Origin of the sequence: Cohnella sp. (assembly GCF_041640265.1) — a bacterium.
Classification (GTDB): domain Bacteria; phylum Bacillota; class Bacilli; order Paenibacillales; family Paenibacillaceae; genus Cohnella.
Map to the genome: position 1 here is coordinate 1 of NZ_JBEQAP010000039.1, position 26,907 is coordinate 26,907.

General features: G+C 47.9%; 26 protein-coding genes, 1 pseudogene and 2 riboswitches. Of the genes and pseudogenes, 26 read left to right on the plus strand and 1 reads right to left on the minus strand.

Going from position 1 to position 26,907, the window contains the following annotated elements:
• The first annotated feature begins 121 nt into the window (after window positions 1–121).
• From ACESLK_RS21955 to ACESLK_RS21970, 4 genes are all read left to right on the plus strand, one after another.
• On the plus strand, window positions 122–1,381 hold the full coding sequence (locus ACESLK_RS21955; RefSeq protein ID WP_373231852.1) for an S-layer homology domain-containing protein: 1,260 nt from the start codon (window positions 122–124) through the stop codon (window positions 1,379–1,381).
• Entirely contained in the window at window positions 1,374–7,583 is a 6,210-nt protein-coding gene (locus tag ACESLK_RS21960) for an RHS repeat-associated core domain-containing protein (RefSeq protein ID WP_373231853.1), read from the plus strand. The genes ACESLK_RS21955 and ACESLK_RS21960 overlap by 8 nt, the downstream gene beginning before the upstream one ends.
• Complete coding sequence (locus tag ACESLK_RS21965) at window positions 7,584–7,811, plus strand: DUF6199 family natural product biosynthesis protein (protein ID WP_373231854.1); 228 nt, start codon at window positions 7,584–7,586, stop codon at window positions 7,809–7,811.
• A 600-nt stretch (window positions 7,812–8,411) separates the two neighbouring features.
• Complete coding sequence (locus ACESLK_RS21970) at window positions 8,412–9,023, plus strand: helix-turn-helix domain-containing protein (protein WP_373231855.1); 612 nt, start codon at window positions 8,412–8,414, stop codon at window positions 9,021–9,023.
• 368 nt (window positions 9,024–9,391) lie between these two features.
• On the opposite strand, the gene ACESLK_RS21975 is transcribed toward ACESLK_RS21970, so the two are convergent.
• Complete coding sequence (locus tag ACESLK_RS21975) at window positions 9,392–9,592, minus strand: helix-turn-helix domain-containing protein (protein ID WP_373231856.1); 201 nt, start codon at window positions 9,590–9,592, stop codon at window positions 9,392–9,394.
• Window positions 9,593–9,761: 169 nt separating this feature from the next.
• Between ACESLK_RS21975 and ACESLK_RS21980 the strand changes: the two genes are divergently transcribed.
• From ACESLK_RS21980 to ACESLK_RS22085, 22 genes and pseudogenes are all read left to right on the plus strand, one after another.
• On the plus strand, window positions 9,762–10,538 hold the full coding sequence (locus ACESLK_RS21980; RefSeq protein ID WP_373231857.1) for a recombinase family protein: 777 nt from the start codon (window positions 9,762–9,764) through the stop codon (window positions 10,536–10,538).
• A 185-nt stretch (window positions 10,539–10,723) separates the two neighbouring features.
• On the plus strand, window positions 10,724–11,959 hold the full coding sequence (locus ACESLK_RS21985) for an IS110 family RNA-guided transposase (protein ID WP_373231858.1): 1,236 nt from the start codon (window positions 10,724–10,726) through the stop codon (window positions 11,957–11,959).
• Window positions 11,960–12,058: 99 nt separating this feature from the next.
• The gene (locus tag ACESLK_RS21990; protein WP_373231859.1) at window positions 12,059–12,673 is read left to right on the plus strand and encodes an RHS repeat-associated core domain-containing protein; all 615 of its coding nucleotides are present in this window, start codon (window positions 12,059–12,061) and stop codon (window positions 12,671–12,673) included.
• Window positions 12,667–13,047, plus strand: coding sequence for a hypothetical protein (locus tag ACESLK_RS21995; RefSeq protein ID WP_373231861.1), 381 nt, complete (start codon window positions 12,667–12,669; stop codon window positions 13,045–13,047). The genes ACESLK_RS21990 and ACESLK_RS21995 overlap by 7 nt, the downstream gene beginning before the upstream one ends.
• A gap of 146 nt (window positions 13,048–13,193) precedes the next feature.
• Window positions 13,194–13,556, plus strand: coding sequence for a hypothetical protein (locus tag ACESLK_RS22000; RefSeq protein WP_373231862.1), 363 nt, complete (start codon window positions 13,194–13,196; stop codon window positions 13,554–13,556).
• 88 nt (window positions 13,557–13,644) lie between these two features.
• Complete coding sequence (locus ACESLK_RS22005) at window positions 13,645–14,841, plus strand: RCC1 domain-containing protein (RefSeq protein WP_373231863.1); 1,197 nt, start codon at window positions 13,645–13,647, stop codon at window positions 14,839–14,841.
• Between the two features lie 165 nt (window positions 14,842–15,006).
• Window positions 15,007–15,351 carry an HNH endonuclease gene (locus tag ACESLK_RS22010; protein WP_373231864.1) on the plus strand — a complete coding sequence of 115 codons (345 nt, stop codon included), beginning with the start codon at window positions 15,007–15,009 and terminating at the stop codon, window positions 15,349–15,351.
• Window positions 15,308–15,772, plus strand: coding sequence for an SMI1/KNR4 family protein (locus ACESLK_RS22015; RefSeq protein WP_373231865.1), 465 nt, complete (start codon window positions 15,308–15,310; stop codon window positions 15,770–15,772). Before ACESLK_RS22010 ends, ACESLK_RS22015 begins: the two co-directional genes overlap by 44 nt.
• Window positions 15,773–16,076: 304 nt before the next feature.
• Window positions 16,077–16,208 (plus strand): annotated as a pseudogene (locus tag ACESLK_RS22020) (RHS repeat-associated core domain-containing protein); the annotation flags it as partial.
• A gap of 33 nt (window positions 16,209–16,241) precedes the next feature.
• Complete coding sequence (locus ACESLK_RS22025; RefSeq protein ID WP_373231866.1) at window positions 16,242–16,580, plus strand: hypothetical protein; 339 nt, start codon at window positions 16,242–16,244, stop codon at window positions 16,578–16,580.
• A 48-nt stretch (window positions 16,581–16,628) separates the two neighbouring features.
• Window positions 16,629–16,704: riboswitch (cyclic di-GMP riboswitch) on the plus strand.
• Window positions 16,705–16,857: 153 nt separating this feature from the next.
• Entirely contained in the window at window positions 16,858–17,901 is a 1,044-nt protein-coding gene (locus tag ACESLK_RS22030) for a hypothetical protein (RefSeq protein WP_373231867.1), read from the plus strand.
• Window positions 17,902–18,185: 284 nt separating this feature from the next.
• Window positions 18,186–18,725 (plus strand): hypothetical protein, encoded by a 540-nt coding sequence (locus tag ACESLK_RS22035; RefSeq protein WP_373231868.1) that lies wholly within the window; start codon window positions 18,186–18,188, stop codon window positions 18,723–18,725.
• A 579-nt stretch (window positions 18,726–19,304) separates the two neighbouring features.
• Window positions 19,305–19,715 (plus strand): hypothetical protein, encoded by a 411-nt coding sequence (locus ACESLK_RS22040; RefSeq protein WP_373231869.1) that lies wholly within the window; start codon window positions 19,305–19,307, stop codon window positions 19,713–19,715.
• Between the two features lie 494 nt (window positions 19,716–20,209).
• Window positions 20,210–20,297, plus strand: a riboswitch (cyclic di-GMP riboswitch).
• 83 nt (window positions 20,298–20,380) lie between these two features.
• Window positions 20,381–20,731 carry a DUF192 domain-containing protein gene (locus tag ACESLK_RS22045; RefSeq protein WP_373231870.1) on the plus strand — a complete coding sequence of 117 codons (351 nt, stop codon included), beginning with the start codon at window positions 20,381–20,383 and terminating at the stop codon, window positions 20,729–20,731.
• 23 nt (window positions 20,732–20,754) lie between these two features.
• Window positions 20,755–20,955, plus strand: a complete 201-nt coding sequence (locus ACESLK_RS22050; protein ID WP_373231871.1) for a Flp family type IVb pilin — start codon at window positions 20,755–20,757, stop codon at window positions 20,953–20,955.
• Between the two features lie 83 nt (window positions 20,956–21,038).
• Complete coding sequence (locus tag ACESLK_RS22055) at window positions 21,039–21,551, plus strand: A24 family peptidase (protein WP_373231872.1); 513 nt, start codon at window positions 21,039–21,041, stop codon at window positions 21,549–21,551.
• Window positions 21,548–21,928 carry a TadE family protein gene (locus ACESLK_RS22060; protein ID WP_373231873.1) on the plus strand — a complete coding sequence of 127 codons (381 nt, stop codon included), beginning with the start codon at window positions 21,548–21,550 and terminating at the stop codon, window positions 21,926–21,928. The genes ACESLK_RS22055 and ACESLK_RS22060 overlap by 4 nt, the downstream gene beginning before the upstream one ends.
• A 15-nt stretch (window positions 21,929–21,943) precedes the next feature.
• The gene (locus tag ACESLK_RS22065) at window positions 21,944–22,864 is read left to right on the plus strand and encodes a pilus assembly protein TadG-related protein (protein WP_373231874.1); all 921 of its coding nucleotides are present in this window, start codon (window positions 21,944–21,946) and stop codon (window positions 22,862–22,864) included.
• Window positions 22,865–22,897: 33 nt separating this feature from the next.
• Window positions 22,898–23,596, plus strand: coding sequence for a Flp pilus assembly protein CpaB (cpaB, locus tag ACESLK_RS22070; protein ID WP_373231875.1), 699 nt, complete (start codon window positions 22,898–22,900; stop codon window positions 23,594–23,596).
• 43 nt (window positions 23,597–23,639) lie between these two features.
• Complete coding sequence (locus tag ACESLK_RS22075) at window positions 23,640–24,494, plus strand: CpaE/TadZ family protein (RefSeq protein ID WP_373231876.1); 855 nt, start codon at window positions 23,640–23,642, stop codon at window positions 24,492–24,494.
• Between the two features lie 13 nt (window positions 24,495–24,507).
• A complete protein-coding gene (locus ACESLK_RS22080; RefSeq protein ID WP_373231877.1) occupies window positions 24,508–25,938 on the plus strand; it encodes a TadA family conjugal transfer-associated ATPase in 1,431 nt (476 codons plus the stop codon).
• A 4-nt stretch (window positions 25,939–25,942) separates the two neighbouring features.
• A complete protein-coding gene (locus tag ACESLK_RS22085; protein ID WP_373231878.1) occupies window positions 25,943–26,905 on the plus strand; it encodes a type II secretion system F family protein in 963 nt (320 codons plus the stop codon).
• The last annotated feature ends 2 nt before the right edge of the window (window positions 26,906–26,907 follow it).

Here is a 26,907-nt window from a genome sequence, read left to right on the forward strand (position 1 = left end):
GTTGTTTAAACTTCATAGTAGAGCATCTCCTAGGATAGAATGTAGTGCCTTCGTGGGGCCTACCTCTATCCTATAGGGGTGCTTCATTATTTACAAAGTGGAAATTTAACGCTCTACAGGAATGCTGGGCGAAAGCAATCCGCAGCCGGTCGATCTGACCGGACCGGTCATGAAGGGTGTCGAGTATAAAGAAATGAGCATCTCGGACGGAATGGCTGTCTGGCTCGAAGCATCCGGCGGTTCGGCGGTCATGAAGGGTGCGGATTTGACCGGCGGCTCTCCTTACACGCTCGGCGCAGCAGAGCCTTCGCAATTTATCGGATTTAACGGGGACGGGCTTGCCCTTGTGAATAATGGAAAGCTGGTGAACCGAACCATCGTCCAAACAGAAGCAGGCCTTTCAGGCAGCCCGGCCGGCGTTCAACCTGCGGGAGGCGCCGTCATCGGCTCAGGCGGCGGTATTGTGTCGGCCGATCAAGCGGCGTCGTTGGCGTTTGAACAAGGTACATTTGACGGAGAAACACGGATCGTACTGGAGAAAAGCACGGATACCGCCCTGTTCGGCAGTAAGCTGGCGCAAGGCATGACCTGGGCGGGCATGGCATGGAAATGGACCGCGGAAGCGGAGCTGAAGAAGCCGGCCATGCTGACCTTCGAATTGGAACGCGCCTTAGAGACAGCCGATTTGGCAAACCGGACGGGCATTTACCGGTACGTCGAATCGGACGGCAAATGGGTTTATGCGGGGGGAACGGCAGATTCGGCATGGCGCACGATCCGCTCGCGGGTTGTTATGCCGGGCTTGTACGCGCTCTTTATCTACGCGCCTTCCTTCCCGGATATGAACGGCCATTGGGCGCAATCGGAAGTGGAAGTGCTGGCGTCCAGATGGATCGTGAACGGGATGCAGATGGGGAATTTTGAGCCCAAGCAATCCGTGACGCGCGCCCAGTTCGCCAAGATGCTGGTCGAGGCGGCGGGGCTCGAGACCGTACAAGCAGGCGGGGGATCGTTCCGTGATGTGCCGGACGGCCACTGGGCTGCCCGGTGGATCGGGCAGGCGGTCGCAGCGGGATGGATCAAGGGCTATGAAGGCAGTCTTTTCAAGCCGAATGCCGCTGTCACCCGCGAAGAAATGATGGTCATGCTGGCCAATGCCGCTCGTTTGCCGAAGGAAGATACAAGCGGTATGCTCTCGGGCTACGCCGATGGAGACCGTGTGCGTGCGTGGGCCAAGCCGTCTGTCGAAGCGGCCATCAAGAGCGGGATCATCCAAGGCAGCGGAAGCTGGTTGAATCCCGGCGGAACGAGTACGCGTTCGGAAGCGGCAGTAGTCATTTACAGGTGGCTAGCCATGAAGGGAGAGGTATTCAATGGGTAAAGAGACAAAGCGCAGACGTCGTCGATCGGTGTGGGGTCAAATCGGAAAAGGCATGCTTGCGTTTATCGTGCTTTTGACCGGGCTTCCGCTGCTGCCGAATGCAAATCTGCCGAGAGCGTATGCGGATACTTCGCTGCAGATCAATCCCCAATCGCTTAGCTCGGTATATAACGGACGGACGGAGGTGAACTTCAGCTTCGATGATCCGGACCCGGATGATACTACACAAGCATCCCATAGCACGGAGATCAGTCTGGAGCGTAACGGCTCCACGGTTGCCATGCTGGAAACCGGTTCGTACCGGACCGAAACGAACAATAGCTATACATGGGATGGCAAGGTGAACGGAGAGCCTGTCGAAGAAGGCAGCTACCAGATTCGGGTCACGCCGACCCGGTTTCCGGATAACGGCAATTCAGGCAGCGTGCAAATCATAAACCCGAAGCCTCCGCAGCCGAAAGGGCTGGAGATCGTGTCCGATACGGGAAGCGAGGAGCACACGATCAGGGGCATTGCGGAGATAGGCACCAAGGTTGAGCTGAAGATGAAGCGAATTCGCAGAGTCGGCAATGATACGGCCGTCGATGACGGAAGCGTTGAAACGCTTGCAACGAACATTGAGGTCAAACCCAGGGAATCGTTATGGGCGCTGGACATACCGGTTAACGCTGCCTACTTTATGGACTTCCCCGAACGTTCGGATAACCTGCCCGAGGATTATGTTGGCGAATGGGAAGTGAAGGTGCGGCTGCCCGCTTATGAAATCGCAGAAATCCAGGCTGTCGCGACGAGAGATTTCGACGAGAAGCAATCAGACAGCTCGAAAACGCTGCGGGTGCTGAGATATAAAACGCCTGCATGGAATATCAACTGGTCGGTCATCGCCAGCTATTATTACAATGTGATCGAGAAAGAAGCCATTGTCGAGAAAATCGGTAAGGTAGCCAGCGACAACGGCTTTCCCGTGGAGGATTGCAATAGGCAGACCTGCTACGGCAACCTCGAAGAGGGCGTAAACCTGCTGGTCATGGAGCCGCTGCAAGCCGGAGAAATTGGCATGGAAGATGACGAGCGAATCCACGAGGAATATGCGAACCGCAACGACCATCCGATTGCGGAAGCGTTCGACCCGGTCAACCTGGCGACGGGGGACTTCGTGTTCCGGCATACGAATCTCAGCGCGCAGGCGGTTATACCGCTTGACTTGACGCTGACGTACCACAGCCGGGACCGCTATAACGGCGATTTTGGCGTCGGCTGGCATCATACGTATGAGCGGAGATTGGAGTTCCGGGAGAACGGCGTTGTCTATGCGGTATCCCCCGAAGGCGCAAGCCACCGCTTCGAGCCGACCGGCAACGGGCAGTATACAGGACAGGACGGCATATACGACACACTGGTGAAAAATCAAGACGGTACCTATAAGCAGCAAACGACGCAGAGATGGTCCTACATCTATCGCAGAGACGGTTTGATTTACCAGATCATAGATCCGAACGGCAATCACATTCAGCTTGCTTATTTGGGAAGCCTGCTTACCGAAGTGGCGACGAGCGGCGCGAAGCTGACGCTCACCTATGGAGCCGGGGGCAAGGTCGCGCGGGTAACCGACCATTCGGGACGGTATGCCGCCTATGAGTATGATGCCGTTAATCATGATTTGATGGCCATGATCCTCCCCGACGGGGCAAGGATTGCTTATAAATATGACGATAAGCACCGCATAACCGAAATTCTCAATCCGAATGAAACGGCCGCGCTCATTAATGAATACGATGAGCAGGACAGGGTCGTGCGCCAGCGGGATTTTGCAGGGGTATGGGGCAGCATCGAATATGCTCCCGAAGAGATGCGGACGGTGACAACCGATGCGCTTGGAAGGCAGACCGTTTATCAATACGACGAGCGTTACCGTAAAACGGCCGTGACCTACGCGGACGGGACAGCCGAACGTTACCTGTATGATAAGCACGACAATCTGATTGAAATGACAGACCGCGGCGGCGGGGTCTGGGGATATATGTACGACCATGCAGGCAACCTGATCCGTGCCAAGGACCCGGAAGGCTATCAGACGGAAATCCGGTATAACGTCTTCAATCTGCCGGAGGAGATCCTCGATCCGCTTGGACACAAGACGGCGCTCGGTTATGACGGCAACGGCAACCTGACCGCTATTACTGACGCTGAAGGCGGTGTTTCGCGCATTGCGGTGGATGGACGGGGCATCCCGGTATCCGTTACGAACGCGAACGGCGAAACCGTCAGCATCGAGAATGACGAGTACGGTTTTGCGAAATGGATTACGGACCCGCTTGGCAACCGTCAAGAAATGCTCCGTGATCCGCTGCACCGCGTCACCAGCTTGTTGGACGCGCTGGGACAGCGGACGCAGATGGAATACGACCCGCGGGATCGGGTCACCGCGCGAATCGATGCGCTTGGGAATACCGAGCGGTATGAATATGACAAGGACAGCAATCTGACTAGCTACACCGATGCGGCGGGATCGCGCACCGTCTATGCGTATGACAGCTACGCGAGAGTGAGTGCGGTGACCGACGCTCTGGGAAATACAACCCATAACGAGTACGATGCCGTAGGGAACCTGACGAAACGGATCGACCCGAACGGGGCCGAAACGGCTTATAGCTACAACGATATTAACCGTTTGGAGGCAGTAACCGATCCGGAGGGCGGCGTGAGCCGCTACGAATACGACCCTAACGGCAATCTGAAGCGTTTCGTCGATCCGAACGGCGGCGAAACCCGAATCGAATACGATGGGCGCAATCTGCCGCTGAAGGTGACCGACGCTGAGGGCGGCGTATCGCTGATGAGCTATGACGCGGCCGGACGATTGACGCAGGAAATCGATCCGCTGGGCCACTCTGTCTTATACGCCTACGATCCGCTGGGCAGATTGATCGAACAGACGGATGCCCTGGGACAGAAGACCGTCTATGCGTATGACAGCGCCGATCGCCTGATTCAGACCGTTAACCCGAACGGCGGGGTATGGCAGCTCGATTATGACCCGCGCGGCATGCTCGTCAAGATCACCGATCCGCTCGGACAAGTATCCGAGATGACCCGGGACGCGCTTGGCCGGGTCGTCGACTCGATCGACGAAGCCGGGAAAGCGACAATCTACCGCTACGATGCGGCCGGACAGGTGACCGCGCTGATCAATCCGCTCGGTCACATGACGGAAATGTCCTACGATGCCCGCGGCCTGCTTACCGCCTTGAAGGACGCCAAGGGACAGACGACGCAATACGGCTACGATCCGCTCGGCCGGCTGCATAAGGTGACCAATGCGCTTGGGGCTGCGACGGCTTACAGCTATGACGCCATGGGCCATATCACGTCGAAGACGGATGCCCTTGGACGCATGACTTCCTATGAATATAACCTGAACAGCCAGTTGATACGGGAAATCGGTCCGGAGCAGCGCGTGACGGAGCTGATGTACGACAGTCTCGGCAATCGGACAGGCGTGAAGCTGCCGGATGGCGAAACGACCAGCTACGGCTATGACCTTATGAGCCGATTGACGGACATTCTCTATCCGGACGGCAAGCAGGTCGGTTACGAATACGACGCGGCTGGACGCAGGACGCGAATGACCGATGAGCTCGGGGAGACGAGCTATATCTACGATGCGCTGAACCGTCTGACTAAGGTAACCGATCCTTACGAGAAGACCATTCAATACGAGTGGACGCCTAGCGGACAGCGCAGCAAAGTCGTGTATCCGGATGCCGCCGTCGTCCACTATCAGTACGATCTGCTGGACCGGATGACAGCCGTAACGGATGCAGAGGGCAGAGTCACGACCTATGCTTACGATGCGCGGGGCATGCTCATCTCCAAGAATCTCCCGACAATGGGACAAAGCAGCTACCGCTATGACGATGCCGGACAGCTGCTGGAGCTGAGCCACCGGAATCAATTCGGCAAAGTGATGGAGCAAATGACATATGCCTACGACCCGCTCGGCAACCGGATCCGCAGCGAGCGTCTGTCGGACGGGGACGACGAGGACGGGGGCGACAGCCAGGAGTTGATCGTGACCGACTATGCGTATGACGCGCTGAATCAGCTGGTGAGCGTTCAGACGCAGAACGGCTTGGAAGCGGACCTGCCGGTATCCACAGGCTACCTTTATGACGCTGTGGGGAATCGTTTGAAGAAAACAAGCGTGTGGGGGGATGTGCAAGGTGCCGAATCGTATACGTACGATGCGGCGGATCGTCTCCTTCAATGGACGAACGGCAGCGAGATCAAAGACTACACCTACGACCCTCGGGGCAACTTGCTGCAGGTGATGCAGAAGAATTTGTTGCTTCCGGAGACTGAGCTGGAGACGGACGCGGCGGTGACCTCATCCGTGTATGATCCTTCGGTAACGGCCAATGTCTATGAGTCCGGTGATCCGATTACGGAAGTCGATGCGGTTATCGAGTCTTTAATGGCATTAAATGAACCGCAATGGTCCGAGCCGGAAACAATCGAGCGCTATGCCTGGAACGGAGCAAGCCGGTTGATTGAGCAAATCAATAGCAAAGGCGACATTACGCGTTATGCTTACGACGGTGATGGCAACCGGATGAAGATGATCGTCGACCTGGCCTACATCCCGGAGGATGGCCGCGGCATTGGAAACGGCAACGGCGGCAATGGCAACAGCAACGGCACAGGAGACGGCAACGGCGGTTCGGACTGCCTTGAAGTGCCGCCTGGCTTCGTGCCGCCAGGACTAGCGGACAAATGCGGCAATGCTGATGGTGGCAGCGAACCTGGAAACGGAAACGGCGATGGCTCCGGAGCCCAGAATTGCTTTACCGTTCCGCCGGGCTTCGTTCCGCCGGGACTGGCAGGCAAGTGCGGCGGGGAAACGACGTATCCGGAAGATCATCCGGGCGGAACACGCGACGGCTGGGAGAAGCAGTACAAGAAGAAGCATTGGGAGTTCCATTACACGAACGACGTTAGTCTGGCGCTGCCCGAACCGATCCAGGTGACCGAATCGGACCCGACGAAATGGAAGGAAACGTATGTTTACGGAGCAGGCGGGGAACGGGTCAGCATGACCTACTTGCCGGCGTACGACCATGATAACGGCTGGGAGCCTTCGCCGGGGGCAGGCGGGGCGGAACCGGGCGCTTCGCCGAAGACGCTGTACTATATGGCTGACGGGCTGGGAAGTGCGCTGGGAGTCATGACCGAGGACGGGCGCATGTCGGCGCGCTACCATTACGACGAGTTCGGCATCCCGCTGCCCGCGAAGAAATTCGACCCGAACTGGCCGGGACCGGACAACCTTTTCGGTTACACCGGATTGGGGTATGATTATACCAGCGGGCTTACGTACGCGAGAGCGCGGTATTACCAGCCGGAGTTGGGGCGGTTTATAAGTGAGGATACGTATAAGGGGCAGATTGATAATCCTTTGACTTTGAATCTTTATACGTATGTTGCGAATAATCCATTGATGTATATTGATCCATCTGGTCACAGTATGGAAATCGACAAAAATATTCATTATGGATATGGTGATCAACAATCTATTAAACAAGCTGAAGTTGCTTATAAAGCTGCAAAGAGTAGCGGTAATTTGATTGGAATGCAAGCAGCTCATGATTCTGCAAACCTAATACGTCTAAAATACGCAGATTCGGTTAAAAGAATTGATTTTGTAAATGGTGGATCTTACAATGTTTCTAAATCTAATAATACTATTACTTCAGTTGGTGATAGTGGATTAGTCACACAATCTTATATAAAAGGTGCGGTATCTCTTTCAGTTATTGCAACTGGAGGCGCTCAAGCAAAAATACAAAATGGTGAACTAACTTTGAGCTTACTCTATGGAGTAAATGGTAAGGTTGGATTATCAGGTACTTTTACAGGTGGGGGTTCGGTAGGCAATGGCGGAAGTATAGATAGAGGTGCGAGTGGAGGACACACACAACAACTTCCATACTTTACTGTTGTTGAAGGTAAATTCACTTATGATATTGAAGATGCAGATTGGGAATCTATTGTTGGTGGTGGTGTTGGAATTTCTTTAGAACTTCCAATGTATATCGGTGAGGGTAATTTATCAAGAGAAAAAGTTCTTATACGAATTAATTTAGTCGCTCCTTCTTATCCCATGCACTATATGGAGTGGCACTATCACTTAGGAGGGAAATAGATGGAAGATAGAATTACTGTATCCTTATTTTTCTTAATATTTATAATTTGGGGGATAGCAGGCATTTTATTTCCTGAATTCATGTACAAAACGACAGCTACAAACACATTGAAGAAAACACCTTCAAGATCAGCAATCAAGAGATACAAGATAAGTGGTTATGTAATGTTGATAATAGGCGTCTCTTTGATAATAGTTACTTTACTTGGCGGCTTAAAGGGAATTTAATCAATAAGTATATTAATAACCACATGTGAGTGTAACAACTCCATGTGGTTTCTTTTTGTCTTATAGATTTTATCCCCACCCCTTGCCGATCGAATCGGTTTAACCTATTTAGCCCGACTTAACCCTCGTTAGCCCACTATGGAATATTCTAAAATTGGATGTACGCACATTTGCAGTGCGTGTGCTCGACTATTATTACCCTTTCCAATATTTTCTCTTCTATTACCTATGGTCGAAATCCTCAGATACCACCTTGTTTCACACCTAATATCTTACCTTCGCTTTCTCGCGGTATTTCCCATATATATTGGTTCTGTAAATAATCGAAACGAATAATTTTTCTCTCGATAGAGAAGGTGGAGTAGTTGCCGCAACTCCAAATAAACATAGAGCGACCATTATAGTGAGGGCGGTTATCTAACAAGCTAATTTTGATCCGCAACTAACTAGTCATATATAGCGATAGTTATCGTGAGAAAACGATCTGGTAACGTACCAGTTAACATAGAACAGGTAAGGTAACGTGCAGGCTAGCCACCTTCCTAACCTGAAAGCCGCCGCACAGCGGCAAACGCTGAATAAGAGGGAAGGTATATTGAAATGAAAAACAACTGGCTGAATAAGAATTACAAAGCCGCCAATGAGTACATGAATGCTGTATGCCAAGAGAGTACGCTCACTTCTAAACACAAGGGATTTACCATAGTGCCGCACAAAATCCATCGTTGTTATGGGTTGAGTGAGTATGAGAAGTTAATTCTCATTGACCTTGTCGCTTATATGAGCGATAAGAACTTATGCTACCCGACAATCGAGATGTTGGCTAGAAATGTTGGTTGCAGTTCAAAGTCGATAGAGCGTCATATTGCAGGACTGTCGGAGAAGAAGATGATTCTCGTCAGTCAGGACAGGAAGAACAATACGTACTACCTGCCGAGTTATTTCCACACCCACCCGTACCTACTGATGTCCGAAAAGGCGCATGAGTTCGTCGGCAATGTGCGTAAGAACGTAAACGAGCGAGAGTTGACTCTTTGGGTTCAAGGCATTGTGAAGAGTAAAGAGTACAAGGCGTTTACTGTGAGACTTCATAAGCTTTATGAGGGGAGATTTATACCCAAGTTCGCAGAACAAGAAATCCTCGACAGCTTTACTCAACATCTCTATTCGGAGTTGGCTAAACGCTTTCCCCCTGATGTAAACGGGCAATAATATCGAGTCTGTCATTTCATCAGACTCTCTGGTCAGGTAACCGTCAAATAGTATGTTGAAAGTGACAAAACAGGCTTCGTAGACTATGTGTCCGCGAAGTAGACATAGAGACGGTGATGTTGGACAGAGTGTCTGATAGATAGACATAAAGTCTGCTGCTTACCGTCCTAGAGTCTCACTAATAAGATATATAACTAATACTCAGTTACATGAATCAACTAAAGAATCACTTGAAAAAGAAACAGCAGACGCGCCGATGGCGGTCTGCGATTTCGGGGGAGTTTGTTGATTCCTGGTTGGTAATGCGGGCGGAGAAGACTTTACGTAAAGCACAAGGATTCTGCCGTTGTCGCCGAAGGCGGTACTGCTCAATCAATCTCTATGAGTTCCTCAATACGGATGTCTAACTTCTTGCAGACGAGTTCAAGTGTCTCTAAGTAAACCCTGTCTACGTTATCAGAACAAAGATGATTAATGGTACTTGCGCGGAGTCCTGTTATTCGCCCAAGTTCCCGTTGGGAAATCCCCTTCTGTTCTAATATCTGACGTAGCCTTACACGAATCGCCATGTTTACCCTCCAAGAGTAACGCTTAACCGTACTAAAACTTTGAGACGATTATATCATCGTTCTATGTAAAAGTCATTGTGTGTTTCGGTTAAGCGGTATATAATCGAGTTATGATTCGGTTAAGCGTTACGTTAATCTCAATTATCGTAACGGAGGGGGAGGAAACAGCATGAATGTCATCGGTTATGTTAGAGTTTCGACAAGTGGACAAGCCAAGGATGGTTACAGTCTAACCTATCAGCAGGATGAAATTCGTTCCTATTGTCAGGGGCAAGGATGGAACTTACTGAATGTCTACAGCGATGAAGGAATCAGCGGGGCGAAGGTAGACGAGGATGCGCTTGAGGTGGATAGAATTGGCTTTCAGAGCATGTTAGCCGCCCTGTCTATGCAATCAATAGACATAGTTGTCGTGCTCAATACGAGCCGATTATGGCGGTCTGACATCGTAAAGGTATTGGTGCATCGGGAGTTCAAGAAGTACGTCGTGGATGTCAAAAGCATCGAGCAGCCGACATACTCCATCTTTAAAATAGACCCATCCGACTTTCTAATCAATGGGCTAATGGAATTGCTCGATGCATTCCAACGCTTAGAAATCAGCATGAAATTAAGCCGAGGACGCAATAAGAAAGCAGAACAAGGCGGCTACGCCGGAGGACGGGCGGCGTTCGGTTACAAAGCCCGTAAAGGTCACAAGGCAATCGAAGTGAACGAGAAGCAAGCACAGGCAGTTATACGGCTCTTTGACATACGGGAACAGTACCCGACATGGACGCTTGAGAGGATAGCGTCAGCATTGAATGAGGAAGGCTTTACAACGCAACAAGGCAAGATGTTCACGAAAGTGCAAGTGAAGCGGATATTAGACCGCAGGGGCTTCTATCAAGGTCTTTACCGCTACGGCGGCATTGAAGCCGAGGGGCAGCACCAAGCAATCATTTAATCGGAGCATTGAAGGAAATGAGGATTCGCTAACGTGTCTTTGCGGCTCGTCCGCTCGAACTGAGGATGCGACCTGATTATCCGACAATATCCGTAACCATCCGATTGGGTGGTTACTCATGGGCAGGAATATCGTTTCCTGCTCGTTAGTAACCATTCAATTCTAACAACAGGGAGTGAACAGGAATGATTCAGCCTGATAAATTAGTCTACGTGGGGGTAGACCTTCACAAACAACATCACACAGCCGTTATCATTGACTGTTGGAATCAGAAGCTAGGGGAAATCAAGTTCGATAACAAGCCCACAGCGTTCCCGCTTCTAGAGAAGGAAGTCAAGAAGTACACGAAAAAGGGAATTTCCGTTGTGTATGGTTTGGAGGATGTGGGCGGCTACGGCAGAGCATTAGCGGTTTACCTGACGGAGAAAAACTGTTGCGTGAAAGAAGTCAATGCCAAGCTAGCCAATGCAAGACGCAAAAGCCATGTGACCATTCAGAAGTCAGATGCTTGGGATGCTGAATGTGTGGCGAAGGTTCTAAGAGATGAACTGCCCAACCTGCCGGATGCCAAGCCAATTGACTTGTATTGGGCGATTAGTCAGTTAGTCACGATGCGGAAATGGCAAGCGAAAAGCCTAACAGGAGCGGTAAAGCGGCTGCATCAGCAGCTAGGTTATCATTATCCAAGTTACAAGAAGTTCTTCTCCGAGATAGACGGGAAAACAGCGTTAGCCTTTTGGCATAAGTATCCGTCACCTTCCCGATTATCAGGCGTGGGAGTAGAGGAACTGGCTATGTATCTCCGAAAGCTAAGCAATAACGGACTATCCACCAAGAAAGCCGAACAGATTCTAACTCTAATAGCCGAGGATGGAGATACTAGCCGCGATTTCCAAGACAAGAGAGACTTTATCGTCATAGGGCTTGTTAAAAGTATCCGCTTCTACGGGCGGGAAATAAGCCGTATCGAGAATGAAATCGAAAGCCTTATAAAGCAGCTTGGATTCCAACTAGAGACGATGACAGGCATAGAACTTGTTACGGCGGCTGAACTGGTATCAGAGATTGGTGACATTCACCGTTTCGCAAGCTCTGATAAGCTAGCACGATTCGCCGGAATTGCTCCAATCGCGGTTGGTTCGGGGAACAAGCATAGGAATTACAAGAGCAAGCAGGGCAATCGAGAACTGCATGACATCATTAAAGCACTTGCGATTCGTCAGATTGCCGTTACCCGTACCAAGAAAGAGCCTCGCAATCCATACTTCCATTTGTACTACGAGCAGAAGATGGTGGCGGGGAAAACCAAGCAGCAAGCCATTGTCTGCATTATGAGAAAACTCGTCAACGTCATCTACTACCTGATGAAAACCAAGTCAGCATATGTAATTCCAGTAGTATCCAGTGGCGAAGCGGCATGATAAAATCATAGTATCGGGCGGCGATTGTAGCAAAAACAGTCAGCCGCCCATTTTATTAGTAGAGTACGCTTTATTAACTAGGATACGTATAAGGGGGATTTGTGGAATCCGCAGAGTCAGAATCTTTATACGTATGTGCATAATAATCCGTTAAGGTATATTGATCCAAGCGGACATAAGGTTGAGATGTACGTCGGAGCTCATGAAGTGGCTGCGGGGCGGTATCATTTAAGTATAATTATATTTATTGATGAAGAAAGTGAGTATTGGAATTCTACAGATTTTATAAAAAAATTTGATGAGGAAAGGGGGATGCAATATATGACTATAGGAGCAGGGCAATCGAGGGTGCTAAATCCGAAACTAAAAGCTGGTATTAATAGACCAAAGGATAAGGATCTTAGTATTAAAACAGATATGATAAAACTGGGTGAACAGGAAGATGACCAAGAATTAATAAATTTCTTGGAACTTTTCGACAACTTCATCGAAAATTCAGAACGGAAACCAATTGACTATGATTTGTTCCCTAGAAGCGGAGGTAGTGGTTACAATTCAAATTCATTTGTAACTGGTTTCTTGCAAGCGGCAGGATACAAAATCGAAAAACCAGATAGGATTCTCCCTGGATTTGGAAAGCCTGTTCCGGTCGACTATTTCATGGAACCAAAAGAAACAACAGAAAAAAAGAAACCTTGGTGGCGTCTATGGTAAAGAAAATGATTTTTGCAATCGTTCTGATTCTAATTGCTGCCCTACTTATTGCAGGTATACGACTTGTATTCAATCCTTTAACACGATCTGAGGACACAATACGACAAAAAATGTTGTCTCAATTCCCAGTGGGAACACAGATGGACGATATTATTCAATTCGCAAATCTTAAGGAAGGTTGGTCAGATGTTGGAATAAGTTATATAAATGGTTATAGAATCGATCGCGGAGAGGAAGTAGGTAAAAAGCATATATCGGTTCATATTGGAGAATATCAGATTATTTTTGTCACAGATGTAGAAGTCTATTTTGGATTTAATGAGAACTCTGAATTAATTGATATTAGAGTTAGAAAAACAATAGATTCTTTCTAAACAGACGTGAGGCTGTCGTAATCATTACAAAACAGTATAGCTATTGATACTATTTGCCACATGCGAGTGTAACAACTCAATGTGGTTTTCTTTTTTGCTTAAAAGTATTTACTCAACCCCTATTGACGTATCGAGGCGGGCAGAACGTGAATGCTGTATTCTTGGCGGCCAAGGCGAAGGTTGAATCCGGAGGTGGCACATCAGATCTCGCTATTGGTGAAGTTGAAGGCTACACGGGCTGGTATAATATGTATGGATTAGGGGCAAACGATGGTGCGCAGTCACATAAAAATGGAGCCAAGTTTGCAAAAGATCACGGGTGGAATACGGTTGATAAAGCTATTATTGGCGGTGCACAAATCATCTATGACAGATATGTAAACAATGGAAAGGACACTTTGTACACGATGAAATGGGCAGTTGCTAAATATATGTTACGAATGCACAATATGCCACCAACATCATGGATGCTTACAATAAAGCGAGCACTTTTTCAAAAGGGCTCGTAGAGTTGGACGTTCTTTTTACCTTTTCGATTCCTGTTTATTCGGGACTGCCACAAAATAAAACTCCAACTAACGGATGGGTGTGAGGACGATGAGTTGCAAAAAAACAGGGTTATCTATATTTCTCCTGATAGTTTTTATTCTAAGCGGTTGTACACATGCGAAGTTTTCTGTATCCAAACCAGATGTTGCTTCGGCCAGCTCCAGTTCTCCTAGCCATTTTCAGGAAGGAAGTGTTTCTACAAGCAATGACCAGGTTGAGCCTAAAACACCAGCGAAAATAATCGCGGTTTCGGTCAGTGCATTTGGAGATATTACGGTCGCATTAAAAGAGGACGGTACGGTATGGTCATGGGGAGATAACGAGTATGGTCAGCTTGGGGATGGAACAAACGTAAGTAGAAACACGCCTATGCAAGTAAAAGGGATATCAAATGTACTGGCAATTGCCAATGGTGCTGGACATGCGATTGCGTTAAAAGAGGATGGAACCGTATGGGCTTGGGGAAGGAATTTGGAAGGTGAGTTTGGGGATGGCTCCAGTCAAAGCTCCGGGATCCCTAAACAGGTAATAGGATTGTCTGAAGTTACCGCGATTGCTGCTGGCGACAACCATTCATTAGCCATCCGTGAAGACGGTACAGTTTGGGCGTGGGGAGACAATTCATATACTCAACTTGGAAGACCGATTGAAGACGATGATAACGGACAACCGAAACAAGTTGAAGGTATCCACGATGCAAAACAAATATCTGGGGGCTTAGCATTTAGTTTAACTGTTCTGAAAGATGGTGAGCTATTGGCATGGGGATGGAATGAATCAATAGATTTGGGACATGAGGATTACCTCAGTCCGGTAGACTTAGGATTCGATCAAATTGTACAGGCAAGTGGGACAACAGCTGTAAGAGTTCTAAAATCCGATGGTACGGTATGGGAATGGGGTTATGAAGATGAAGAACGCCCAAGACAGGTGAAGGGATTAAACGATGTGATTGCAATTGACCTTGGTCGTTCTTTTAATATGGCAATCAAAAACGACGGTACGGTTTTGACATGGGGTCATAACGATCATGGCGAGCTTGGAGACGGGACAACGGTTGATAAAGATACCCCTGAGCAAGTACAAGGATTAAAAGACATCATTGCTGTGGATGGGGGTCAATATCATGCGGTTGCTCTGCAAAAAGATGGAACGATCTGGGCATGGGGAGATAATTCTCATGGACAACTCGGTGATGGCACATATATAAGTAGGAGCTTACCGGCAAAGGTACAATTCGAATAGTTCTTTGTGGCTGCTCTAATGGAGCAGCCACTTTTTTAAAGATACCCTATTCAGAACCGGAGAAAAACGATCAGTTCCTCGAAGCCATTGATAACATAGTTAACGGCGAAGTCAATCTGCCGCCAGGTGAACACACGAAGCTATTCGAACGCATCCGCGTTAAAAATGGAGTATTATAGTACGAGCGATGAAGTACAATTTAGACAAGCTAATAGAGCTCTTGCAGTAATCATTGAAAAGAACCCGAAATTGGCAGCAAAATTTTCTGATGAGCAAATAAAACAAATAAATCGAGGTAAAACACCAAAAGGCTATGCATGGCATCATCATCAAGAATTAGGAAAACTGCAATTAGTTGACGCCAAGATTCATAGACTTACAGGTCATACTGGAGGGAAAGCCATGTGGGGTGGCGGAAGGTTTGGTAGAAGAGGAAATAGAATAATAATGGAAGGGGTTGCAGTCTATGGAGATAATCGGTTGGGAATTCCAAGACCAACAAGTTGGTAGAGAAGTTATTTCACTTGTCGAAAAAAAACTTGATATAGAATTCCCTAGTGATTATGTTGATGTAGCTTTAAAGTATCATGGCGGTAGTCCTTCTCTGGAGATTTTTCAAATTTCGGGACATGGCAAAGCTGTGTTTGGCTATTTGCTTAGTTATGATCCAGATAGTTCAAATTACATTTTAGAAGTTTATAATGATATTATAGATAGATTACCTGATAAAAAAGTTATCCCTTTTGCTAACGATCCTTTTGGCAATTTTATATGTTTCGATTATCGTAAGGATGCTGATAATCCTTCTATTGTATTTTGGGAGCATGAGATTGCTTTTGATTCTTCAGATTTGAGTCTTCTGTACGTTGCTTCAAGCTTTTCAGAGTTACTAGAAATGTTGTGTTTTCCTGATGAAAACAGTTCAGATTAAGCGTTGAAGTTAATGGGTTCGCAAGAATGATGAAGAGCCTGTGGTGATTTATTGTGAATTAATCAAGATGAGGTTATATCGCAATTAAAAGAGTAAATTGATTTTGAGTTTGGTGAAGTTTCGGAGTTGAAGAATCTGGGATTGCTTCAAAGGCAAACTCACTGTCAGCGTTTAAATCTCTAAAGGTTATAAAGGACTTTAATAATGAACCCCCCTTGACCTCGATTGGCTACATGCTTATCGAGGTTTCTTTTGGCTGGGCTAACCAGAGAGCCAAAAGAAGACATCCGACCGACCTGCTAAAATCCGCTATGCGGGATACTATTTTGATAGGAAGACGCAATACTACTACCTGCAAGCTCGGTACTATGATCCGCGTCCTGCTCGCTTTATTAGTGAGGATAGCTATGAGGGGGAGATTGGTAATCCGTTAAGTTTGAATCTTTACATTTATGCTATCAATAACCCCTTGAGTTATGTGGATCCGACCGGCCATTGGCCTGAGTGGGTGGACGTTGCGTGGGACGCAACTAAAAAATTTACTGAAGATGAGTGGAATGTCGTTAAGCAATCTGTTAATAACACGCCAGAGGCCTTGAAGTGGGCTGGTAATAGATTGGGGACTGTTACACCTAATATCGGGGGAGCTACTATTTATCAAACCTTCTATAATGATGCGTTTGCGTTAATTGATTATAATAAGCAACTGACGTTAGAGAAAGAACGTTATCAAAAGATGAATAAAGGAAGCCCCGATTCACTGATATGGAAAAAAAAGCATTTCTATATAGAGGGCTATTTGTTATAATTATGCGTGAAAACCTAGATCTTTTTTCATATGTTTATAGGACTAACAACCGAAAAAAGGCATACCCATCGCAAGATGGGGACGCAAAGTCATGGGTCCCAAGTTGGATCGCCAGACCGCTGAACGTTGGATTGCACGCGATTTCGCCCTGCAACCGTAACACTTCGACGTTGCGGTTTTTTGCTTTTTCGGGAAGATTCGAGGTGAGAGAAATCAGGTTCAACTCGTAAAATTCGAATCGCACGCTGCCACTCACACTACATATCAGGAGGCCCTTATGAAAAAGATCAGACAATTCTATTTGTTGCTTATGGTTTCCTTGCTTATGTTCGGTAGCTTAACCGTTCCTGCGTATGCGGAAGAGGTTCAAGGAAAGGAATTGAATGTGAACGGGGAAGGATCCGGCTACAAAATCGTGATTCCGAACTTTGTGGAAAACAAGAAGGTGCAAACGAAAGATTCGAATGGGAAAACGGTTCAGGTTGACGTTATCGTTATTGAACGGCCTACGCCAAACAAACGTGACGACTACCTGATTTTCAACGTTGTGAAGACCGGCAGCGACAAGTCCTATGCGGTGGATGCTTTATCCAAAACGTTCTCGGGTGATGAATTGGACTCCTTCCATGGTGGATTCGTAAATAATCAAGTGTCGTTTGAAATCGGGTTGAATAAAACGACGAAGGAAATGAAGGACTTCCCCAAGGACACTGTATTTGATTTTAATTTTAGCACCAGCGATCCTGACTGGAATACGGTATTCACTTCCAAGGGCTTATATTTCATGCTCGTCGAGCCCGGGACAAAGCCTTCAAATGGTGATGCAGCAGATTCTGCAAACCAAGGCGGCGGTACGACTACCCGGAATGAAGGCACATCGGCTGCGGTCACCGCAAATCCGGCCTCCTCTAAGGTTGTCGTAGACGGCAAAGTGGTTGCTTTCCAAGCTTATAACATCGGAGGAAGTAATTATTTCAAGCTCCGGGATTTGGCTATGGCCGTAAACGGATCCGGGAAGCAGTTCCAAATCGGCTGGGACGATGTCCACAAGGCCATTCAACTCAGCAATAATAAAGCCTATACTTCAGATGGTACGGAACTCGCCGTATCGGGCATTTCGAAACCGCAATCCGCAAAATCGGGCTCTTCCAAAATTTTTATCGATGGCAAGGAGGTTCAGTTGACGGCCTACAGCATCGGAGGCTACAATTACTTCAAACTGCGGGACATTGCCAAAGAGATCGACTTTAACGTCACCTGGGATGTAAAGAACAACTCCATCGGCATTGATACAACGAGTGCGTATAGTGAGCCTAATTAAGTTGCTAAATGATCAAAAGTAACTATGAGGGCGATTCATCTTGACTCTCTCCCGTTTCAGCTACCTTACCTTTAATAATGAATATAACCTTTTGTGGCCACATAAGAGTGTAACAACTCCATGTGGTTTTCTTTTTTTAGCCCCCACCCAGTACCGAATGAAGCGGGCGGCTAAGCTCATTTTAGACTTAAACTCATGATACGAGATGATACCGTATTTCAACCCGAAAATGTTCGGGAAAAGGTACTTATTTCAGTGCTAGAAATGAGGCGTTAAGGGCTGCGATGCTTGAGCTTACTATAGATGAATCCACTTTTACTCAATTAGTAAACATAGATCCGCAATATGACAGCTTGAAAATCAGCAATCAGTCGGATATACAAGTTGATGCTGACGCTTTGATTGAGCATCTGAGACAGATTAGAGGCATTGATAAAGTTATAAAACTAACGATCGACTATAATTCTTCTTTAAAAAATCTTGGCGTATTATGTGCGTTTAATAATCTGAAGATTTTGTATGTCTGTGGACAACACATCCAATCATTTGATGGGATTGGGTGGTTTGATAAAGATGATTACATCAAAATTCAAACCCACCGTAATCGACGCAGAGATATATCTCAGCTATCTCAAGCAACTGTAAAAAACATTGATCTTTTTGTTGAGCGAGCCGAGGATTTATCCGCTGTTGCAGGATTTAAATTTCTTAACACCGTAGATATTTATCGCTCAATGGAACCGAATTTAGCAGAATGGAAAGATTCCTTTTCGAAAATCTTTCATTTAAAAGCTGCAAATTTAAGGAGTTATGAAACACAGTAGCTGTATCAGGCTTAAATGATATCAATGTACTAGGATGTCGAAATCTAGAACGGTTTACAGGAGATAACGGCAACATTAAGAGGCTAGTTGTAGATAGCTGCAAAAAGTTGGATTTAAGTACGCTAAAAACTTTCGAGGAAATTGAAGTGTTAATTGTAAATAGCTGTACCAAGGAAATGAATTTAACAGAGATCAGACTGAAATACGTCAAGCATATTGATTTCATTTTATGCAATGTGGAGGTCGATTTAATCAACCTGAAGGAGTACTTTCCGAATATAGAGTCATTGCATATTTCGGGGATGAAAAAAGAGTATGGTTTGCAATTAAAGCAGTTGAACCCTGATGTTCAGATCACAAGCAGATCATTTGAACTTTAGTGGAACTGAAAGTCCGTAGACGAAGGCATGGCTGGAGAGCCAGTTGCAGAAGCAAATTCCTCGCCTACCGCCGTAAGAGGGATTAAGGAAAATCCAATTGTTGATTTTTACATGGCAAAATAATGTCAGAACCACATGCGAGTGTAAATTCTAAGGAGTGCACTTCATACCATGTGGTTCTTTTTAAGGGGTTGTTTAAATGAACAGGAAAGGTTCCATCATTAAGCACGTTATCTTAGGTTTGGTACTGTACGTTGTATCTATTTACGGTAGCCCCTTTTTACTTGCCGTTTTATTGGATTTATTGAAGGATGTTATCGATCCCTTAACTGTTCTTCGCTATGAAGAAGTCATTTCGATCACGATTTCACTCGCTACTCTTTTTATTATCGGATTCGTGATTTCAAGTAAAGATACTGCAAAAGTAAAGAGTGTCATATGGTTTGCAGTTGCGATTTTAACGTTCAGTTTGCTTGGTTTGTTTGCATCATTCACAGTCGGGGACCTCATTCATGACATGTTGATTGCACCTGTCACGCTCTCAGGACATTTTTTAAACAGAGTGATAACGAACAGAAAGAACAAAAATAGATACGGTAATATGAGGTGACACGGTAAAAAGTCGCTTTCTAAGCTGAAACGACAATCATCCGAAGGCGAGCCTTCTGAGGGAATTATCATGTTGAAGAATGCAGAAACAGGAAAGTTGGCCTGGGAACAAGTTTGACTTTCTCTAAATATAGGAACAGAAGGCTAGTACCGGCAACGGAACTAGCTTTCTTTTTTTGTCGATATTGTGGTTCGCAAGGAGGGGGACAGGTAAGCCTAAAGTGTCGATTGAGTGCATGTTCCTTTTATAGTCGTGTTTCACCTAATTGTGGTAAATATAGGTTTGACAGACAGTGTATCGGGCAGATATCCTCATGAATAATCTCCAAAAGACCTATTATGAAAAACATCCTCTATCATTTGAACTATGTAAAAGGGTGTCAAATTACATGTCATAATATTCAGAAAATTGAGGACTGAGACGGATTTAAGGAATATTATGCAACGGCTTATGATGAAATCACATCGAATCGGCGAACGAAACGCTCAGCTGAATCTCGATAAAGGCAAAGCCGGTGAAAGCCGGTGACGCAAAGCTATAGGGGCTAAGACGCACTAGCGTTATTGCCAGCCAGCTGCCGAAAGATGAAGGGGAGCTTCTTAATTGGAACCCTCCTTTCGGGAAAAGGTGGGTTATTTGGCATATCTAGGGGGTGAAAATGTCGAGTGAAGCTGATCATTCAAGAAAGCGGGCATCAAGTGGGTCACCAGATCGCCGAAGCATATTCGTTTCTCAGGCGATTACGAGGACTGATGCTAACGAAATCGCTATCTGATGGATACGGCTTGCATATTCGACCTTGCCGATCAGTGCATTCATTCTTCATGAGGTATTCGATTGACGTGCTTCATCTGAACGAAGCAGGCCGAATCGTCGGCATCCAGCAACGATTGAAGCCCGGAACTATCGGGAAGGCGATTAAGGGAACCCGATCAGTCGTTGAGCTTCCTGCGGGGACGCTTGAGCAAGCAGATGTTCGGATTGGACAAACGGCAGTATTCGAAAAAAACCACTAAACCCATTCTAGGAGGAATTTACAATGATGAACAAATTCAAAAGCCTGTTGAAAGAAGAGCAAGGACAAGGGATGACGGAGTACGGCCTAGTACTAGGCTTGATCGCGGTTGCAGTTGTGGCTGCCTTGATCGCTCTTCGCGGACATATTATTGCTCTGTTCGACAATGCGGAAGATACAATCAATACAGGCGTTACCGAAATGGGCGCCACACCTACGCCTTAATCGGCTGGACTCTCATGAAGGCCGTACGTTCACTTTGGCGTACGGCCTTCTTTTATCCAAGTCTACGAAACGGAGGAGCCAGCTTGTGGACCCATATCGTTCTATTAATCGTCCTATCGATTTGTGTCATAACGGATTTGAAGAATAGAAAGATTTATAATATCGTGATTTTTCCGGCGATGGTATTCGCATTCTTGTTCCATGTTCTTTCTGACGGTTGGGCAGGATTAGGATTCTCTCTATTAGGCTTTACCCTCGGCTTAGCCATTCTAATCATCCCTTTTTTAATGGGCGGTATGGGGGCTGGCGACGTTAAGCTTCTCGCTCTTGTCGGAGCGCTTCAAGGTGCAGAGTTTGTTTTCTCGGCGGCCGTCTATATGGCGCTGATCGGTTCTGTTATGGCCTTAGCGATTGTATTGTTCAAGGATGGCATTCGAGAGCGCTTACAATTTGCTGGTTTTATACTGATTTGCTTACGATTTAGGATAAGGCCCAATCTGCAGGGGTACTGGACAACGGGCGCTTATCCATATGGTGTCGCAATTGCAGGTGGTGCGGCAGTTTGTTTATGGCTGAAAGGATGGGGAGCGGGATGATCAAGGAACAGAAGGGGCAATCGCTTGTCGAATTTGCTCTGCTGCTTCCGTTGTTGCTGCTGCTAATATGCGGCATCGTTGATCTGGGGCGGCTGTTATTTGCTTTTGTCAGTCTCAATATGACGTCGCAGGAGGCAGTTAGGCTAGGAGGGCTTGGCAAGGATGATGCGGAGATCGTCTCCTATGCCAGAAATCATGTCCGTGTCGGGGATGCATCTGAGTTGCAGGTTACTATATCGCCAGGGCAATCAACGAGAAAATCCGGCGAGAACATTACCGTAACCTTAACCTACTCCCTCCCCCTAGTGACGCCGCTGATGACGGAGATCATGCCGGACCCGGTTCTTTCAGCGAATTCTACCATTCGGGTGGAGTAGGAGGCAATTGAACGGATGCTGATACGTTTAGGTAGGAAGCTAATTAAGGAGCAACGCGGAAGCACAATCGTACTGATGGGATTATCCATGCTTCTGCTGCTCACTGTTGTCGGTTTGGTCGTGGATGGCGGCACGATGTATGCTTCCAAAAGCCATCTTCAGAAGGTTGCTAATGCTGCGGCGTTATCCGGTGCGCAGGAGCTGACGGGACAGGAAGCCCGAGTGGAGGAAATTATTGAAGACATTTTGCTCCAGCATCATGAGGAGGAAAGCTTGGTTGGAACGGAAGTGCAAATGAAGTCGAGTGTGCGCGTGCAGCTGAAGAAGGAAGTTCAGCTCGGATTCAGTCGGTTATTCGGCAATGACAGCGTCTCGGTCATAGTCGAAGCGGCGGCTCAGGTCATGCCGATGGCGGTTGCTTCCGGCGCGGCCCCGCTGGGCATTGACGAATCGATTCCTCTTATTTACAACACGACCTATAAGCTCAAGGTGGACAGCTCCGACGTTGATACAGGCTATTTCGGCATACTGGCGCTTGGCGGTCCCGGTGCCAATACCTATGAAAGCAACTTGAAATACGGGTATCAGAATGAAATCAAAATCGGAGATATCATCGATACGCAGACAGGGAACATAGCCGGTAAAACAAGAGAAGGGGTGAAGCTGCGGATTGATTCCGACCCTTATCCGCCGGGAGACTATTCTCATCGGGATTCCCCGCGCGTCATCCTGATTCCCGTCTATCGGCCATATGACCAAAAGTCAAACCAACTCAAGCACATTGAGGTAACGGGCTTTGCCTACTTTTACATACTGGAGCCGATGTCTAGCAAGGATACTTCGATTACCGGTATGTTCATCGAAAGAACGGGTACGGGTTTTACTAAGCCGGGTACAGTAGACAAAGGCGCATATGCGATCAAGCTAGTTGAATAGCAACAACATTTATGTCTAGGACAGGTGACAACAATGAGATCAAAGCTCATATTGATAGCAGCGCTGCTGATGGGAATCGTAACGACGGTACTATTTTTTAATTATATGAAGCAATACAAAGAGGCCCCTGCCTTGAGCAGGAATCTGATTAGCGTAGTGGCGGTCAAGCAGGAGGTTCGGATGAACACGAAACTGTCCGCTGGTATGCTGGAGGTCGTGCAGATTCCTATGGAAAGCGTTCATCCCTCCGCTTTGAAAAATCCGAGCGAGGCGGCCGGAAAGGTAACGGCGTCGAATTTGGCGGCGGGTGAAATTCTCCTCTCGAACCATCTGAAGGACCAGCAGGAGGAAGCGCAATTCGTCTCCAAGAAAGTAAAGGACGGATATCGCGCAGTCTCGATCGGAGTCAATATCGTCCAGTCCGTCTCTAATCTAATCGAACCAGGCGATTTCGTTGACATTGTATTCACGAAGGCCGAAAAACTGACGGAGGAGCGAATCTCTACAGTTCTTCTGGAGAATGTCCACGTTCTCTCAATCGGTCGGAGGATGGTGGAGGCCGAGGTGGATACGCCTCACGTGGAATACTCTCAGGTCACGCTTGAGCTTAAGCCCGCAGATGGAATTAAGGCCATTCATGCCGACGAGGATCCGGACGGAATCGTCAGCTTGATGCTTCACAGTCGGATCGTCAAAGACGCAGCAAAGGAGCAGCCTCAAGCTAAGCAATAACGCGTTAAACGGAAGAGGTAATCGGGTACGGGAGGTACAAGCAATGAACCATGGGGACAAGCTTAACGGAGATCAACCAGTCGGCAAAAGAGGTGAGATGATCGTCGTCTGCAGCGCGAAAGGCGGCATCGGGCGAACGGTCCTGGCCGTTAATCTGGCGGTGGCGTTGACGAAGAAGAACATTCAGATCAGCATGCTGGATGGGAATTTCCAGTTCGGGGACATCGCGCTTGCGCTCGATCTGCATCCGACCTTTACAATAAAGGATGTAGCCGAAGGTATCGAGGCGATGGACCGTTATACGTTGGCTAGCCTCCTTATCCATCATAATAGCGGGGTTAAGGTCCTTGCCGCGCCGGAGAGGCCCGAATTCGCGGATTTGATCACGTCGGCCGTGATCGACCGCGTGTGCGATTTAATGCTGTCGCATCATGACTATCTTATCGTAGATACAGGCGTCGGCTTGCAAGATAAGACCTTGCAGTTCATTGAGAAAGCGGACCAAATCTTCGTGCTGACGACGCTGGAGATGACGGCCATCAAGAACACCAAGCTAATGCTGGAGACGCTCGAGGTGCTTGGGTATAGGGACAAGGTGCAATTGGTGATCAACCGGTCGACGATGGATAGCGTGATCAAGGCGTCGGATGTACCGGATATTCTAGGTGTCGAGACAGCGATTTATATTCCCAATGAATTCCAAATTGCGTCCCAATCGCTTAACATCGGTATCCCCTTCGTTTTGAATCAAGCCAAAACCGATATCGCGAAAGCCGTATTCAAGATGGCGGAGCAGCTTATTTCCCGTAGGGAAATTTCTTTGTTTAAGCCCAAGCAAGGCTCGTTCATTCAGCAGCTGTTCCACAAAACATCGAAAAACATTACCTCGATCTTCTGAGGAGGCCCCCATAATGAGTTTATTGGATAAAGTAAATGCCAAAACGGTTCAGAACGAACCGGATTTTACGCAGCAAGACGATTTGAGCGATATTGAGCAACAGCAGCAGCCGAAAGCGGTGAAAAAGGATCTACTGACCACCTTCCGTCAAATTCGCGGTACGGATACGCGTCCGAAAGAGAATTCCGCGCAAATCTCGAAGCATCAGGAGCTCAAAAACAAGCTGCACAAACAGATTCTTAATGACCTTAAAGACGACGATGTGGAGGCCATTCTCCCGAAAATAGATGCGATGGCCGTTCAGTTCATCATGGAGGACGAGTCTTTCCGGGGGAAGGTCGACCGCAAGAAGGTCGTCGATGAGCTCATACATGATCTCACAGGCTTCGGTCCGATCAACCCGCTGCTTCTCGACCCCGATATCAGCGAGGTCATGGTGAACGGGCCTAATCAAGTGTACGTAGAGCGAAACGGCAAGATTGAGCTATCTTATGTACAATTTCGCGATGATGAGCACGTCATGCATATTATCGAGAAGATTGTCTCCCCTATCGGACGCCGGGTAGACGAGAGCAGTCCGATGGTTGATGCAAGGCTGCCCGACGGATCCCGTGTTAATGTAATCATCCCGCCGCTGTCTTTGACCGGGCCGACGATTACGATCCGGAAGTTCTCCAAGGAACCGTTCACGATTGATAATCTGGTGCAATTCGGCACGCTTACCCGGGACATGGCGATATTCCTGGAGGCATGTGTCAAAGCAAGGCTTAACATCTTCGTCAGCGGCGGCACTGGGTCGGGGAAGACGACAACCTTGAACGTACTGTCTTCCTTCATCCCGAGCGATGAACGGATCGTGACGATCGAGGATGCCGCGGAGCTTCAGTTAGGACAGGAGCATGTCGTATCGTTGGAATCGCGACCGCCCAATATTGAAGGTAAAGGCGCTATCACGATCCGCGACCTCGTACGGAACTCACTTCGGATGCGTCCCGAGCGTATTGTCATCGGGGAGGTTCGCGGCGGTGAAGCGCTCGACATGCTGCAGGCGATGAATACGGGACATGACGGCTCGCTGGCAACGGGTCACTCCAATAGTCCGCGAGACATGATATCGCGTCTAGAAACGATGGTTCTGATGGGAGGCATCGAGCTGCCCGTGAAGGCGATCCGCGAGCAGATTTCAGGTGCAGTCGATGTAATTATCCAGCAATCGAGGCTGAAGGATGGTTCACGCAAAATTACAAACATAACCGAGGTTCTGGGCATGGAAGGCGACGTAATTGTGCTGCAGGATATTTTCTCCTTCCGGCAGATGGGCATTGATGAACAAGGTAAAGTCGTCGGCAAGCTATTGCCTACCGGCGTACGTCCTAAATTCTACGAGCGGCTGGAAACCTCGGGCATTCATATTCCGGTATCGGTATTCATCGAAGAGGAGTGAGACCATGATCTGGATCGTCGTAGTCATGTTCGCGATGAGCAGCTTTCTCTTGTTCTCTGCGATGCTGCAGATCCTGTTCCTATCCAACAAGCGGATGGAGAAACGGATGAAGCGATTCTTGGAGCTGAACGACAAGAAGCAGCTGGGCCGCAAGAAATTCAACCTGCTCGTCCAACTGCAGCTATATAAAAATGCTGTAAGAGATCGCGTGCTTACCAAGAAGAAAGGGAAGCGTCTCGAAACGATGCTCAGTCTTTCCGGAGTCCCGCTAAAGCCGGAAGAATACGTTATGTTTCAATGGCTCAGCACGGCGTTGTGCTCAGGTTTATTGTATTTGATGTTCGATCAGGCACTCTTCCTTGCCGTAGGGGCCGTTATGGGATTTGGGCTTCCGCGCTGGTGGATCGGACGGAAGCGCAAGGCGCGCATGACCGCATTTAATGATGGCCTGCTCGACATGCTCACGACGATAATCGGATCGCTGCGCGCGGGCTTCAGCTTCACCCAGGCGCTAAAAACCGTTGTCGACGAATCGGAGGGGCCGGTGCGGGATGAAGCCGAAGTTGTGCTGAAGGAAATGCAATACGGCAGCAGCATGGAAGACGTGCTGACAGAGTGGAAGGAACGGATGCCCAGCGAGGATCTGGATCTGATGATTCAAGCGATTCTTATTCAACGCCAGATCGGCGGGAATCTTGCCGTCATACTCGAAACGATCGTGCAGACGATACGCGACCGCAGCCGAATTCAACGTCAAGTGACGACCTTAACCGCGCAAGGCAGGCTTTCCGGTCTCGTCATTGGCCTGCTGCCGTTCGTGCTCGGCCTCATTCTTTACCTAATAGAGCCCTCCTACATCGGTTCGCTATTCGATCATACGATCGGAATCATCATGGTGTCCGCGGGACTGTTCTCTGGCATTATCGGGTTTCTCTTTATTCGCAAAATTACGACAATCGAGGTGTGACG

Coding starts and splice junctions, on each gene's coding strand:
- ACESLK_RS21955 (WP_373231852.1), top strand. CDS start 122: ATGCTGGGCGAAAGCAATCCGCAGCCGGTCGATCTGACCGGACCGGTC.
- ACESLK_RS21960 (WP_373231853.1), top strand. CDS start 1,374: ATGGGTAAAGAGACAAAGCGCAGACGTCGTCGATCGGTGTGGGGTCAA.
- ACESLK_RS21965 (WP_373231854.1), top strand. CDS start 7,584: ATGGAAGATAGAATTACTGTATCCTTATTTTTCTTAATATTTATAATT.
- ACESLK_RS21970 (WP_373231855.1), top strand. CDS start 8,412: ATGAAAAACAACTGGCTGAATAAGAATTACAAAGCCGCCAATGAGTAC.
- ACESLK_RS21975 (WP_373231856.1), bottom strand. CDS start 9,592: ATGGCGATTCGTGTAAGGCTACGTCAGATATTAGAACAGAAGGGGATT.
- ACESLK_RS21980 (WP_373231857.1), top strand. CDS start 9,762: ATGAATGTCATCGGTTATGTTAGAGTTTCGACAAGTGGACAAGCCAAG.
- ACESLK_RS21985 (WP_373231858.1), top strand. CDS start 10,724: ATGATTCAGCCTGATAAATTAGTCTACGTGGGGGTAGACCTTCACAAA.
- ACESLK_RS21995 (WP_373231861.1), top strand. CDS start 12,667: ATGGTAAAGAAAATGATTTTTGCAATCGTTCTGATTCTAATTGCTGCC.
- ACESLK_RS22005 (WP_373231863.1), top strand. CDS start 13,645: ATGAGTTGCAAAAAAACAGGGTTATCTATATTTCTCCTGATAGTTTTT.
- ACESLK_RS22010 (WP_373231864.1), top strand. CDS start 15,007: ATGGAGTATTATAGTACGAGCGATGAAGTACAATTTAGACAAGCTAAT.
- ACESLK_RS22015 (WP_373231865.1), top strand. CDS start 15,308: ATGGAGATAATCGGTTGGGAATTCCAAGACCAACAAGTTGGTAGAGAA.
- ACESLK_RS22030 (WP_373231867.1), top strand. CDS start 16,858: ATGAAAAAGATCAGACAATTCTATTTGTTGCTTATGGTTTCCTTGCTT.
- ACESLK_RS22035 (WP_373231868.1), top strand. CDS start 18,186: ATGCTTGAGCTTACTATAGATGAATCCACTTTTACTCAATTAGTAAAC.
- ACESLK_RS22040 (WP_373231869.1), top strand. CDS start 19,305: ATGAACAGGAAAGGTTCCATCATTAAGCACGTTATCTTAGGTTTGGTA.
- ACESLK_RS22050 (WP_373231871.1), top strand. CDS start 20,755: ATGATGAACAAATTCAAAAGCCTGTTGAAAGAAGAGCAAGGACAAGGG.
- ACESLK_RS22060 (WP_373231873.1), top strand. CDS start 21,548: ATGATCAAGGAACAGAAGGGGCAATCGCTTGTCGAATTTGCTCTGCTG.
- ACESLK_RS22065 (WP_373231874.1), top strand. CDS start 21,944: ATGCTGATACGTTTAGGTAGGAAGCTAATTAAGGAGCAACGCGGAAGC.
- cpaB (WP_373231875.1), top strand. CDS start 22,898: ATGAGATCAAAGCTCATATTGATAGCAGCGCTGCTGATGGGAATCGTA.
- ACESLK_RS22075 (WP_373231876.1), top strand. CDS start 23,640: ATGAACCATGGGGACAAGCTTAACGGAGATCAACCAGTCGGCAAAAGA.
- ACESLK_RS22080 (WP_373231877.1), top strand. CDS start 24,508: ATGAGTTTATTGGATAAAGTAAATGCCAAAACGGTTCAGAACGAACCG.
- ACESLK_RS22085 (WP_373231878.1), top strand. CDS start 25,943: ATGATCTGGATCGTCGTAGTCATGTTCGCGATGAGCAGCTTTCTCTTG.